General features: G+C 71.4%; 11 protein-coding genes. 3 read left to right on the forward strand and 8 right to left on the reverse strand.

Annotated features, from left to right (window positions below; genetic code table 11):
- Window positions 1–122: 122 nt before the first annotated feature.
- From BJ991_RS07045 to BJ991_RS07075, 7 genes are all read right to left on the reverse strand, one after another.
- Window positions 123–866: a YidC/Oxa1 family membrane protein insertase gene (locus BJ991_RS07045; protein ID WP_179488694.1), complete on the reverse strand. Its 744-nt coding sequence runs from the start codon at window positions 864–866 to the stop codon at window positions 123–125.
- 101 nt (window positions 867–967) lie between these two features.
- A complete protein-coding gene (locus tag BJ991_RS07050; protein ID WP_179488696.1) occupies window positions 968–1,267 on the reverse strand; it encodes a DUF6412 domain-containing protein in 300 nt (99 codons plus the stop codon).
- Between the two features lie 98 nt (window positions 1,268–1,365).
- The gene (locus BJ991_RS07055; protein WP_179488698.1) at window positions 1,366–2,277 is read right to left on the reverse strand and encodes an NAD(P)-dependent oxidoreductase; all 912 of its coding nucleotides are present in this window, start codon (window positions 2,275–2,277) and stop codon (window positions 1,366–1,368) included.
- Between the two features lie 74 nt (window positions 2,278–2,351).
- Window positions 2,352–3,431 (reverse strand): DNA polymerase IV, encoded by a 1,080-nt coding sequence (locus tag BJ991_RS07060; protein ID WP_179488700.1) that lies wholly within the window; start codon window positions 3,429–3,431, stop codon window positions 2,352–2,354.
- Window positions 3,432–3,518: 87 nt separating this feature from the next.
- The gene (locus tag BJ991_RS07065) at window positions 3,519–3,722 is read right to left on the reverse strand and encodes a cold-shock protein (RefSeq protein ID WP_179492580.1); all 204 of its coding nucleotides are present in this window, start codon (window positions 3,720–3,722) and stop codon (window positions 3,519–3,521) included.
- A 576-nt stretch (window positions 3,723–4,298) separates the two neighbouring features.
- Window positions 4,299–4,754: an SRPBCC family protein gene (locus tag BJ991_RS07070; protein WP_179488702.1), complete on the reverse strand. Its 456-nt coding sequence runs from the start codon at window positions 4,752–4,754 to the stop codon at window positions 4,299–4,301.
- A gap of 35 nt (window positions 4,755–4,789) precedes the next feature.
- Window positions 4,790–5,047, reverse strand: a complete 258-nt coding sequence (locus BJ991_RS07075; protein ID WP_179488704.1) for a hypothetical protein — start codon at window positions 5,045–5,047, stop codon at window positions 4,790–4,792.
- A gap of 158 nt (window positions 5,048–5,205) precedes the next feature.
- Between BJ991_RS07075 and BJ991_RS07080 the strand changes: the two genes are divergently transcribed.
- From BJ991_RS07080 to BJ991_RS07090, 3 genes are all read left to right on the forward strand, one after another.
- Window positions 5,206–7,569, forward strand: a complete 2,364-nt coding sequence (locus tag BJ991_RS07080) for a phosphoketolase (RefSeq protein WP_179488707.1) — start codon at window positions 5,206–5,208, stop codon at window positions 7,567–7,569.
- Between the two features lie 74 nt (window positions 7,570–7,643).
- Complete coding sequence (locus tag BJ991_RS07085; protein ID WP_179488709.1) at window positions 7,644–8,228, forward strand: PadR family transcriptional regulator; 585 nt, start codon at window positions 7,644–7,646, stop codon at window positions 8,226–8,228.
- 43 nt (window positions 8,229–8,271) lie between these two features.
- Complete coding sequence (locus tag BJ991_RS07090) at window positions 8,272–9,957, forward strand: ABC1 kinase family protein (protein ID WP_179488711.1); 1,686 nt, start codon at window positions 8,272–8,274, stop codon at window positions 9,955–9,957.
- A gap of 18 nt (window positions 9,958–9,975) precedes the next feature.
- Here BJ991_RS07090 and BJ991_RS18790 read toward each other — a convergent pair whose 3' ends face one another.
- Window positions 9,976–12,546, reverse strand: coding sequence for a LuxR C-terminal-related transcriptional regulator (locus tag BJ991_RS18790; protein WP_179488713.1), 2,571 nt, complete (start codon window positions 12,544–12,546; stop codon window positions 9,976–9,978).
- Window positions 12,547–12,731 lie beyond the last annotated feature (185 nt).

Below are 12,731 nucleotides of genomic sequence, written 5' to 3' on the forward strand. Positions count from 1 at the left end.
GGAAACTCCCCGTGGTCAAAAGGGCGGGCTCGATCGCACCGTCGGGCACTCCGAAGGCCGGTGAGGCGGGATCCAGCCCGACGCTTTCACGCCCCCGCCCCTTCCCCCGAGGACGCCGCGGGTCATCCGAGCGGGTACACCCGCCTCAGGATGAGCCGCTGCCCGAGCGTCCAGGCGACGGTCGTCAGCAGGTACAGTGCCGCGGCGAGCGGCACGAACACGGCGACGACGGCCGTCGTGAGCTGCAGCATCCCGAGCATCCGGGTCGACACGACGGGAAGCGGCGAGTCGTCGTCGCGGGGGAGGGGCGGCATGCGGAGCATCCGTCGCGTCAGCTCGCCGACCACCGCGATGAGCATGACGACCGCGCCGATCACGACCAGCGTCATCGGCGTGAGCGCTCCGCCGAACGCGGCTCCGGTGAGGCTCGTGCCGAGGGGCACGCCGAGCAGGGTCTGGTTGAGCAGTTCGTTCGCGTGTCCGGCGATCGTCGGATGGAGGAACACCGCATACACGAGCCCGATGACCGGTGCCTGCAGCAGCACCGGGAGACATCCCGCGAACGGCGACGTGCGCTCGTCGCGGTACAGCTGCATCGTCTCGCGCTGCAGGCGCTCGGGGCTCTTGCGATATCGCTTCTGCAGCTCGCGCAGGCGCGGTGCGAGGCGCACGCGCGTCTGCTCGGCCTTCGACTGCGAGATGCCGACGGGGATGAGCGCGGTGCGTACGAGGAGGGTTACGAGCACGACAGCCGCAGCGGCGGCGGATGCGCCGGCGACCGGTTCGAGGAGAGAAGCGAGCCCCATGAGCCCCGCGTACGCGAGGTCGAGGAGGGCGGCGATGGGCGGGAAGGCGAAGACATCCATGGCGGTATCCGTTCTGTGGCTGGTCGATGGGGATCGATCGGCCGCGGAGGGACGCCGCGACGGCGCGCCCGTGGCGGACGCGCGGAGACGGACGGCGAAGGCTACGCGGCCGAGGCCGCGTGCTGCGGTGCCCTCGGGCGCGGGTGGCCCGGGGCATCCGGATCGCTCTGCGTGAGCGGAGAGGAGATGTCGATCGCGCGTCGCGGGTGCGGGGGAGACGCGCCCCCCGAAGCCGGGTGCGCGACGGCGAGGATCGCGACGAGGACCACGGATGCCGCGACCAGCGCGATCGTGACGGCGACGGCCGTCGTGGCGCCGCCGAAGGCCGTGAGGTCGGGCGTGCCGGCGACGGCGAGCGTCGCGAGCAGGAGCTGCACGGACGTGAGGAGCTGCGCGAACATGCGGTGCTCCTCTCGCTCGTACGGGCGTGCGGTCCTGCCACGCTAACACCCGAGCCCGGTCGCTGAGCCGTCGCGCGTCCGAAACCCGCTCGCTGCGCTCACTCGCTCAACGACCGGGAAACCGAGGCACGCTCCTCGAGCGTCCGCACCACGGCCGACATGTCCTCGCGCGCCGCTCCGAGCGCCACGGTCTCGGCGAACAGCATCTCCGCGAGCCGGAGCATCGGGGTCGCGGCACCGACCACAGCCGCCTCGTCGAGCACGAGCCTCGTGTTCATCAGCGCGTCGGAGGTCGCCGCCTGCGGCGAGAACTCGCGCGCGACGAGCTTCGGCAGCTTGACGCGCGTGAGGTCGGAGGCGGTCTGCCCGAGCCCGATCGCCTCCTGGAACGTCGCGAGGTCGACGCCGCCCGCCGCGGCGAAATGGGTCGCCTCGGCGAGGGCGGCCATCGTCGTGGTGAGGTACAGGTTGACGGCGAGCTTCATGCGCAGGCCGCTGCCCGTTGCGCCGCAGTAGAGGGTCGCGCGGCACGTCGGGGCGAGCAGCGGCATGACCTGCCGCGCCACCTCCTCGTCGCCCCCGAGCATCGCGACGAGCTGCGCGTTCTCGGCTGGCACGCGCGACCCCGCGACCGGAGCCTCCACGAACCGGCCGCCCGCCGCGGCGATCTCGGCCGCGAGCGCCTCCGCGTAGGCGGGGGTCGTCGTGCCGCACGAGACGACCGTGCGACCCTTCACGCGACGGGCGAACGCCTCCGTGCCGCGTTCGAGCACGGCATCCGTCGCGGCCTCGTTCACGAGCATGAGCACGACCGCGGGGCAGCGCGCGAAGACGTCATCGACGGATGCCGCGGCATCCGCCCCTGCGTCGACCAGAGGCGCGAGCCGCTCGCGCGTGCGGTTCCACACCACGAGGTCGATGCCGGCGCGCACGAGGTTGCGTGCCATCGGCGTGCCCATGAGGCCGATGCCGATGAAGCCGACGGGCCCGGAATCGTTCGCGGCGGTCATGCTTCGAGTCTCCGGTGCGCGCGAGGTCGCGTCGTGCCAACAGTCGCTGTCGGACTGCCGATCTCGACGGCCGCTCACCACCCGCTGCGCGTCGGCGTGTGCCCTTCGCGGGCGTCGTCGGGCATCGCCATCTCGGCGCGGACGCCCAGCAGCCGGATCGGCCGGTCGTGCTCGATGCGGTCGACGAGCTTCATCGTCTCGGCGATGACCGTGGCGCGGTCGAAGGTCTTGGCGACCTTGTGCACGAACGTCTTCGTGATGAACGGCGCGTAGCGCACCTTGATCCCGACGCCCACGACCGGCCTGCCTTCGGTGGCGACGTCGGCGAGCACCTGGTCGATCAGCTCGCGCGCGGCGTTCTCGATCTCGGCGCGGTCGACGAGGTTCTGCTGGAACGTCGTCTCACGCCCGTGGCCGCGGGGCACCCACGGCGTGTCGTCGACGATGTTCGTGCCGTCGCCGCGGCCGAGCTGGCGGTACCACGGGCCCATCTTCGGCCCGAACTCGGCGGCGAGCGCATCGACGTCGGCTCGCACCAGGTCGTCGACCGTGTTGATGCCGAGAGCCGCGAGGCGCTTCGAGATCTTCGAGCCGATGCCCCACAGAGCGACCGTGGGCTTGCCCCCCATGATCTCGAGCCAGTTGTCGGCGGTGAGCCGGAACACGCCGCGAGGCTTGCCGAAGTCGGTCGCGTTCTTGGCGCGCACGAGCGTGTCGCCGATGCCGACGCTGCAGTGCAGCTGCGTGCGCTCGAGCACTTTCCGCTGGATGTCGCGCGCGTACGCCTCAGGGTCGTCGGTCGTCACGCCGACGAAGGCTTCGTCCCATCCGAGCACCTGCACGACGGCGCCGGGCATCGAGCGCAGCGTCGCCATGACCTCTTCGGACGCCTCGGTGTAGGCGGGCGCGTCGACGGGGAGGATGATCGCGTCGGGCGCCTTGCGCGCGGCGATCCGCAGCGGCATGCCCGACCCGACGCCGAACTCACGCGCCTCGTACGACGCCGTGGAGACGACGGCGCGCTCGGTGGGGTCGCCGCGCCCGCCGACGATGACGGGCTTGCCGGCGAGATCGGGCCGCCGCAGCACCTCGACCGCGGCGATGAACTGGTCGAGGTCGACGTGCAGCACCCACGGTCGGGCCTCAGCGGACATGTCCCCAGTCTGGAGGCAAGCGCCGACACGCGTCGAGACACGCGAAGGCCGGGGTGGCACGAACGCTCACCCCGGCCGACGTGTGGATCAGAGAGGCCGGATGTTGGCGGCCTGCATGCCCTTCGGGCCACGCTCCGCGTCGAACTCGACCTTCTGGGTCTCGTGGAGCTCCTTGTAGCCGTCGCCGGCGATCGCGCTGAAGTGCGCGAAGAGATCGGCCGAGCCGTCGTCGGGTGCGATGAACCCGTAGCCCTTCTCGGAGTTGAACCATTTCACGGTGCCAGTGGCCATCGTGTCTTTCCTTTTGTTATGCGGGCCGCGTGAGCGGCCGGGTGTGCCGCGCCGCATTGTGCGGAGCGGACGGGTGGGGCGCGAGCGACGCGGCCGCGACGTCGCGGGCCGAGAGGCGGATGCCGCGACGGCGGCTTCCGCGGATTCGCGCGTGTCGAACAGCCCGAGCTGGTCGCCGCGTGCGGTGTGGGCTTCGAAGCCCTGCGGCGCGACGGCGATGAAGCCGGCGTACTCGCCGGCGGCGGTGGCGACGAACACGTCGTCGTCGGCCTGGCGCCAGTCGAGCTCGAATGCGGGTGCGGACGGAGGGGGAGGTTCTGCGAGTATCAAGTGTTTTTTCGGAGGATGCGCGGCGAGGTGGCACGCGACTGCGCGGAGTGTTGGTGAGCGGGCGGCCGCTGAGCGGCGGCGGTGCGTCAGGCGATCTGCTTCTCCACGATGAGGCAGAGGTTCGACGCGAGGACCCGATGGGTCGCTCCACCCTAGCACGCCGGGGTGTGAGCCCGACGGACGGATGCCCCGCCCCGAAGCCGCGGGCGGGGCGTCCGTCGCACAATGTGCTCGGCGCGACGCGTATCAGCGCGGAACGTCGCCTCGCCACGCACCCGTCGCGACATGGCGGCTCTCGATGAACTCCTTGAAGTTCTCGAGATCCTTCTTCACCGCGTGCTTGCCGGCGCCGACGAAGGCACCGACGTGCTCGACGAAGCCGGACGGCTCCCAGTCGATCTGCGCAGTCACACGCGTCGAGCTCTCGTCGAGCTTGTGGAAGGTCACGACGCCCGCGTGGGCGGTCTCGCCGCCGATGCTGCGCCACGCGACACGCTCATCGGGGTGCTGCTCGGTGATCTCGGCGTCGAACTCGCGCTCCGCGCCGCCGACCTTCACCTTCCAGTGCAGGTGGGTGTCGTCGATCTGCCGGATGGACTCGACCTCCTGGAGGAACTCCGGGAAGCTCTCGAACTGCGTCCACTGGTTGTAGGCGGTGGTGACGGGGACGTCCACGTCGATGGTCTCGATGATCTGCGGCATCCGCTTCTCTCCTTCGGCTGGTGTTCGGTCTGTCGTCAGTGCTCGACGGTCGGGTCGATGCCGGACTCAGGCGGCGTCGGGAACGTCGGCTCTTCGGGATTCGGCGCGAGCGGCTCCTCCGGGTTGGGGGCGAGCGGCTCCTCCGGCGCGGGAGTGGCCGGCTCTTCCGGATGCGGCGCGACCGGGTCGCGGCCGGGAGGCCCCGGCGCCGGTGGCACACCGGGCGCGCCCGGAGTTCCCGGCGTTCCGGGAGCGTCCGGCTCAGGCGGCAGTGGTGTGGTCGGATCGGTCATGGCGACGAATCCTCCTTCCTGCACCGGCGACGGCGCCGCCGGTCGTCGTGTCGACCCATCCAGCCTGTGCGACGCGGCCCTCCGCACCCACCCCCTTGACCCTGGGTGCACGCCACGTTCGAACGGCTTGAAGAGCCGCCGGCAGAGGGAGACCGCCCGTGCCCATCGACGATGCGACGCTCGACGCCCTCGACACATGGTGGCGAGCCGCCAACTACCTCGGGGCGGCGCAGATCTACCTGCTCGACAATCCGCTGCTGCGTAGGCCGCTCACGCGCGACGACATCAAGCCGCGCCTGCTCGGCCATTTCGGCACGGTGCCGGGGCTGAACCTCATCTACGCGCACCTGAACCGCGCGATCCGGGAGCGTGACCTCGACGCGCTGTACATCGCCGGTCCCGGTCACGGCGGTCCGGCCATGGTCGCGAGCGCGTACCTCGACGGCACCTACACCGAGAAGTATCCCGAGGTGACGCGTGACGAAGAGGGCATGCGGCGGCTCTTCCGCCAGTTCTCGTTCCCCGGCGGCATCCCGAGCCACGCGGCGCCCGAGACACCGGGGTCGATCCACGAGGGCGGCGAGCTCGGATACTCCCTCTCTCACGCCTTCGGCGCCGCGTTCGACAACCCCGGCCTGACCGTCGTGTGCGTCGTGGGCGACGGAGAGGCCGAGACGGGTCCCGCGGCGATCGGCTGGCACTCGAACAAGTTCCTGCACCCCGTCAACGACGGCACGGTGCTGCCGATCCTGCACCTGAACGGGTGGAAGATCGCCAATCCGACGGTGCTCGCGCGCATCCCCGAAGACGAGTTGCGCGCGCTGTTCGAGGGGTACGGCTACGATCCCATCCCCGTCGAGTTCACCGCCGGCGAAGACCACCGCGAAGTGCACCGGCGGTTCGCGGAGGTGATCGACGACGCGCTCGACCGCATCGCGGCGATCCGCGAGAACGCCCGCGGCGGCGACCTCACGCGTCCGCGCTGGCCGATGATCATCCTGCGCTCGCCGAAGGGCTGGACCGGCCCGCGCGAGGTCGACGGAGACCCCATCGAGGGCACGTGGCGCGCGCACCAGGTGCCGCTCGCGGGTGTGCGCGACAGCCCCGAGCACCTCGCGCAGCTCGAGCAGTGGCTGCGCTCGTACCGCCCCGACGACCTGTTCGACGAGTCGGGTGCTCCGATCCCGCTCGCGACCGCCCTCGCGCCCGAGGGCAATCGCCGAATGAGCGCTTCGCCCCACACGAGCGGCGGGGTGCGGCATCCGATCGTCGTTCCCGACTTCCGCGACTACGCGGTCGAGGTCGACGAGAGCAGGCGAGGGGCGACGGATGCCGAGGCGACCCGTGTGCTCGGAGTGATGCTCGCCGACGTGATCCGGCGCAATCCCACGAGCTTCCGGCTCTTCGGCCCCGACGAGGTGGCGTCGAACCGGCTCGCACCGCCCGTGTACAAGGCGACCGCGAAGCAATGGGTCGCCGAGATGCTCCTGGTCGACCGCGACCTCGCGACGGCGGGTCGCGTCATGGAGATGCTCAGCGAGCACCAGTGCCAGGGATGGCTCGAGGGGTACGTGCTCACGGGCCGGCACGGCGTCTTCACGTCGTACGAGGCGTTCGTGCACATCGTCGACTCGATGTTCAACCAGCACGCGAAGTGGCTCGAGGCGGCGCGGGCCGTGCCGTGGCGCGAGCCGATCCCGAGCTTCAACTACCTGCTGTCGAGCCACGTGTGGCGGCAGGACCACAACGGCTTCACGCACCAGGACCCCGGATTCCTCGACGTCGCCGTCAACAAGAGCGCGCAGGTCGTGCGGGTGTACCTGCCCTTCGACGCCAACACGCTGCTCTCGACGTACGACCACTGCCTGCGCTCGCTCGGCTATGTCAACGTCGTTATCGCGGGCAAGCAGCCGCATCCGCAGTGGCTCACGATGGACGAGGCCATCCGTCACTGCACGCGCGGCCTCGGCATCTTCGAGTGGGCGGGCACAGAGGTCTCGGGGGAGGCGCCGGACCTCGTGCTCGCCGCCGCGGGCGACGTGCCGACGCTCGAGGTGCTCGCGGCCGCGGCGCTGCTGCGCGAGGGCATTCCGGAGTTGAAGGTGCGTGTGGTCAACGTCGTCGATCTCATGCGGCTGCTGTCCGAGCACGAGCATCCGCATGGCCTGTCGGATGCCGACTACGACGCGATCTTCACGTCGGATCGGCCCGTCATCTTCGCGTTCCACGGCTACCCGTGGCTCGTGCACCGGCTCGCGTACAAGCGGCACGGGCATCCGTTCCTGCACGTGCGCGGCTACAAGGAGAAGGGCACGACGACCACGCCGTTCGACATGGTCATGCTCAACGACCTCGACCGGTACCAGCTCGCGATCGACGCGATCGACCGCGTGCCCGGACTCGCCGAGAAGCACGCGACGTTCCGCCAGAGGCTCGTCGACGACCGCATCCGCGCCCGCATGTACACGCGAGAGCACGGGGAGGACATTCCCGAGGTCGCCGACTGGCGCTGGTCGACCTGACCCTTCCGCCGACACGCTCAGCGATATATCGTTGAGCATCGCCGAGATATCGGATGACAGTCGTAGGAGGCATCATGAGCGGTTCATTCATGGGCGACCCGTGGGGTTCGCGTCACCGCGGAGGCGGCTACGGCAAGCCCGGCGGAGCCGGCGGCGGCATCTGGGATGCGATGGAGCAGCTGCGCGACGTGTTCGAGCAGCGGTTCTCCCCGCCCCGCATGGGCCGCGGCGACGTGCGCGCCGCGGTGCTCGCACTGCTGGCCGAGGGGCCGATGCACGGGTACCAGATCATCCGCGAGATCGAGGAGCGCAGCGCCGGCGCCTGGAAGCCGAGCCCGGGCTCGGTGTATCCGACGCTTCAGCTGCTGGCAGACGAGGGGCTCATCGTGGCGACCGAGTCGGGCGGCAAGAAGACGTACTCGCTGACCGACGCGGGGCGCGCCGAGGCCGAGGCATCCGGCGCCGAGTCGGCCCCGTGGGAGTCGCAGGGCATGAAGGACGCGGCCGCCCGCACGACCGCTCTGCCCAAGGCCGGAGCACGGCTCGCGCAGGCGGTCGCGCAGGTCGTGAGCAGCGGCAGCGCGGATCAGGCGCAGCGCGCGGTCGAGGTTCTCGACGAGGCCAGGCGTAAGCTCTACTCCATCCTCGCCGAGGACTGACTCGACGCGCCCGACGCGCCGGCGTCGGCGTCAAGGAGATTCGATGGCCGATCCCGGCAGCGCCCGCGCCCGCTACCGCAGGATCCTCTGGTTCGCCGCGCGCACGATCGCGCAGACCTGGTGGTTTGAGCTCATCTTGCCGCGCATCGGATTCGCGGAGTCTGTCGCGCGCGGGCGCGCGGCGCGTCTTCAAGGCATCGCCCAGCGCTTCCACGCGCTCGCGGTCGAGCTGGGCGGCCTCATGATCAAGGTCGGGCAGTTCATGTCGTCGCGACTCGACGTGCTGCCGCCCGAGATCACGAAGGAGCTCGCGGGCCTCCAAGACGAAGTGCCGCCGGTCGAGTTCGGGCTCATCCGCGAGCTCGCCGAAGCAGAGCTGGACATCCCGCTCGAGCGCGCCTTCGCCTTCGTCGACCCCGTCCCCGTCGCGGCGGCGTCGCTCGGGCAGGCGCATCGGGCGAGGCTGACGGATGCCGAGGCCGAAGACACCGGGTTCGCCGAGGTCGTCGTGAAGGTGCAGCGGCCCGGCATCGAGCGGATCATCGAGGTCGACCTCGCCGCGCTGCGCCGGGTGGCCGGATGGCTCAGCCGCGTCCGCTTCGTGGCGGCGCACGTCGACCCTCCGCGGCTCATCGCCGAGTTCACGAACGTGAGCCTGCAGGAGGTCGACTACCTGCACGAGGCGCAGAACGCCGAACGGTTCGCCGAGGACTTCGCCGACGACGCTCGTGTCGGCGTGCCGATCGTCGCGTGGGAGCGCACGACACCTCGTGTGCTGACGCTGTCGGACGTCACCGCCATCAAGGTCAACGACGTCGAGGGCCTGCGCGCGGCGGGGATCGACCCGACCGAGGTCGCGCACACGTTCGCGCGCGTGATGTTCGACCAGTTCTTCGAGCACGGGTACTTCCACGCCGACCCGCACCCGGGCAACATCTTCGTCACGCAGACAGGCTCCAGGCCGGACGGCACTCCCGAGTGGCGGCTCACGTTCGTCGACTTCGGCATGATGGGCGAGGTCCCCGACGACCTTCGCCACAACCTGCAGCATGTGCTCATCGCGGTCGCCTCGCGCAACGGGAAGCAGCTCGTCGACAGCATCCGTCGCGTCGGCGTCCTGCTGCCGTCGGCCGACACCGCCGAGCTCGAACGGGCGATGACGGCGCTGTTCGCGCGCTTCGGGGGAATGGGGTTCGCCCAGCTTCAGCGCGTCGATCCGCGTGAGTTCCGCGAGTTCGGGACCGAGTTCAGCGACGTCGTGCGGTCGCTGCCCTTCCAGCTTCCCGAGAACTTCCTGCTCATCATCCGCGCCGTCTCGCTCACGTCGGGGATGTGCAGCTCGCTCGATCCCGAGTTCAACATGTGGGATGCCGTCGAGCCCTACGCGGCGAAGCTCCTGCGCGAAGAGCAGGGCAACATCGTGCAGTCGTTCGCGCGCGAGGCGCTTTCGGTGGCCGGCATCACCGCGCGGCTCCCGCGCCGCGCCGACGATCTCATGACGAAGGTCGAGAACGGGCAGCTCACGGTCGACCTGAGCCGGATGGAGACACGGATGCGCCGCCTCGAGCGCCTCGCCAGGCGCGTGATCTCGGCGGTGCTCTTCGCGAGCCTGCTCATCGCAGGTGCGGTGCTGCGGGCCCAGGACTACAGTCTCGGCACGGTCCTGATCGTGGCATCCGCTCTGCCGCTCCTGCACGCGCTGTTCGCCGGCCTCGGACGGCGGAGCTGACCGGTCCGCCCCGCCGGGTCAGCTGACCAGGCCGCCCGCCGCGCGCACGGCGAGCTCGACCCGGCTCTTGATGCCCAGCTTCGTGAAGATGTGGGCGACGTGCGTCTCGACCGTACGAGGCGAGATCGACAGCGTCTGGGCGATCGCGGGGTTCGACATCCCGCGTCCGACCAGGTCCGCGACCCTGCGCTCCGCCGGCGTGAGGCTGGCAGGGCCGTCGGCGACCCGGACCTTCCGGTCCTGCAACGTGAAGAAGCCGTGCGCGCGCATCTCGTCGCGCAGTGCGGCGACCCGGCCGGCCGCGCCGACGTCGTGGTAGATCATGCGCGCCTCGCGGAACAGCTCAGCCGCGCTCGCGGCGTCGGCACGCGTCTCGGTGCACAGGCGCGCCGCATCGACGGCCGTCGCGGCGAGCTCGACCGGGCGGTAGGCGTCGCGGAGCACCTCCACGGCGCGGATCGCCAGGACGCTGTCGCCCTCATGCAGGGCCCGCGTGCGCAGTGCCGCAGCGGTGATGTACGGCGCCTGCGCCCGCGAGGCGACCTCGTCGAGCAGCGGCAGCACGTCGCGGCACTCCCGGGTGCGATCCAGGCGCCGCGCGATGCGGACCAGATCCGGCGCGAGCCAGCGCAGGCGTGATACGACGCCGTAGTCGACGATCAGGTCCGTCGCCCGGCGGAGCAGGTCGAACGCCTCGCGGGGCTGTCCGAGGGCATCGGCCATGAGCGCGCGGGCCCACAGCACGGCATCCAGCGAGTGATGCGGGGTGTTGGCATCCTCCAGCTCGATCGCGTCCAGGTGCACGCGGGCCTCGTCGAGCCTGCCTCGGTCGATGGCCATGGCCGCCAGGTGCGCGCGCGCCGCCCACGACTCCCACCGGGTGGAGACCTGTTCGCCGAACCGCAGCGCGTCCGACAGACGCGCCGTGGCCTCATCCCAGCGTCCGCGGTGGAAGGCGAGCAGCCCGAGTCCGACGTGGGGGAGCGGGAGGTGCCATGAGGCGGAGTTGCCGTCCGAGCGCTCGCGCTCCCGCTCGAAGACCGCGGCGGCGCGATCGGGCTCGTCCGCGTGGATGAGGAACATCCCGAGCTCGTAGCGCGAGCGGCGCCGAGCCTCGTCCGAGTCCCCCCGATCGGCGTGGCGGACGGCCTCGTCGGCCAGCCGGGTGGCCGTGCGGATGTCGCCGCGGTAGTACGCGACGTGGGCGAGCGCGCTCAGGGCGATACTCTCCCCGACGTCGTCACCGGAGGCCTGCCCGCGCCGGCGGGCCTCCTCCGCCTCGGACTCGCCGGCCTGCAACTCGCCGGCGAGCACGCGGTGGAAGCTGCGCACCGCCATCAGCCGGTCGTGCTCGTGCGCCGCGCCGCTCGCCGTCGCGGCGGCCGCCAGGACGTCCACCGACTTGCGCACGTCGTCGCCGAGCAGGAGCGCCTCGCTGAGATGGATGAGGAGGGGGATCGACTCGCTCTTGCCGCCACCGTCGGCGAGGGCGGACTCGACGAGCCTCTCGACGTCGGGCGCGCGGCCCGCGGCCGCCAGGGCCCGCGCCAGCACGCGCCGCGCCTGCTCGCGGAGGGCGAAGCGCGGCGGCGCGGTCGCCATGAGCGTCTCGAGGATCTGGACGGCGGACAGTGGGTCCTCCGAGATCCGCTGGGTCGCCTCCTCGATGAGCCAGCTCACCGCGGACGTGCTCCGGTCATCGGACGCGAGGAGGTGGTGCGTGATCGCGAGCGGATCACCTCCCTCGGCGAGCAGCCCCTCGGCGATCAGCGAATGCCGGCTGCGGGCCTCGGCCGCCGTGCGGCCCGCGATGAGGATGTCGGCGAGCCACGCGTGCCCGAAGCGCCACGACTCGGCGCCCGGCTCCAGGATCCCCGCGCGCTCGGCGGCGACGAGCGCGCGGAGGGTCTCGGCGGGAGTGAGGCCGAGGCCGTGCGCCGTCCGGCGCACCTCGACCGCATCGCCGCATAGCGCGGCGACGTACAGCACGTCGGAGGTCTCGCGATCGAGGGCCGCCAGCAGTGGCACGTCGCCCTCGCGGACCCGGCCGCTCGCCGGGACATCCGAGAGACGTGTCAGCCCCTCCCGCGCCGCCACGTGCGCGACCGCCGCGACGAGCCCGGGGTGGCCCCCGGCGCCCGACACGTCGTCCACCTCGACGGCGTCGCCGCCGAGGTCCGACGCGAGCCCGCGCAGCTCCGCGTCCGGCACGCGGGGCACGCAGCGCTCGACGACACCGGCCGGCCGAAGCATCGCCGCCCACTCGGCCGCAGCACCGCCCGGCCACGACGAGAGGGCGAGGACGGCGCGCACCGGCTCGCCGCGCTCCACGAGAGCGCGCAGCGCGTCCCGCTCGGCGGGTGCCGCGCGATCCGCGTCGTCGAAGATCAGCACGGAGTCCGCGCTAGCCTCGGAGGGGGAGGTCGTCACCCGCCGGCCTCGTGCGCGCTCCGCCGCGGCCCAGGCCGCGAGCAGGTGGCTGCGCCCCGATCCCGGCAGGCCGCTGACGAGGAAGACGCGATCCACGGCCGGGGTCTCCGCCGACGGCGTCGAACGCCCCGCCGACGTCGCAGACACGTTCACAGACACGATTCGAAGGTACCGCCACACCACCGACCGCCCATGACACGAGCCGCCGCCCCACCGAAACATCAGGGTGCACCCGGATGCCGCCGCCCACCGGCGTCGCAAGGCTTGACTCGACCACAGCAATGCCGTGCACGTCCCTCGCGCGCGGCGCCAAGAGCGGTGCGCCCGCGCACCGAGACGGAGAT

It is taken from the genome of Microbacterium immunditiarum (genome assembly GCF_013409785.1).
Taxonomy (GTDB): Bacteria; Actinomycetota; Actinomycetes; order Actinomycetales; family Microbacteriaceae; genus Microbacterium; species Microbacterium immunditiarum.

Coding starts and splice junctions, on each gene's coding strand:
- BJ991_RS07085 (WP_179488709.1), top strand. CDS start 7,644: ATGAGCGGTTCATTCATGGGCGACCCGTGGGGTTCGCGTCACCGCGGA.
- BJ991_RS07050 (WP_179488696.1), bottom strand. CDS start 1,267: ATGTTCGCGCAGCTCCTCACGTCCGTGCAGCTCCTGCTCGCGACGCTC.
- BJ991_RS07055 (WP_179488698.1), bottom strand. CDS start 2,277: ATGACCGCCGCGAACGATTCCGGGCCCGTCGGCTTCATCGGCATCGGC.
- BJ991_RS07075 (WP_179488704.1), bottom strand. CDS start 5,047: ATGACCGATCCGACCACACCACTGCCGCCTGAGCCGGACGCTCCCGGA.
- BJ991_RS07060 (WP_179488700.1), bottom strand. CDS start 3,431: ATGTCCGCTGAGGCCCGACCGTGGGTGCTGCACGTCGACCTCGACCAG.
- BJ991_RS07070 (WP_179488702.1), bottom strand. CDS start 4,754: ATGCCGCAGATCATCGAGACCATCGACGTGGACGTCCCCGTCACCACC.
- BJ991_RS07090 (WP_179488711.1), top strand. CDS start 8,272: ATGGCCGATCCCGGCAGCGCCCGCGCCCGCTACCGCAGGATCCTCTGG.
- BJ991_RS07065 (WP_179492580.1), bottom strand. CDS start 3,722: ATGGCCACTGGCACCGTGAAATGGTTCAACTCCGAGAAGGGCTACGGG.
- BJ991_RS07045 (WP_179488694.1), bottom strand. CDS start 866: ATGGATGTCTTCGCCTTCCCGCCCATCGCCGCCCTCCTCGACCTCGCG.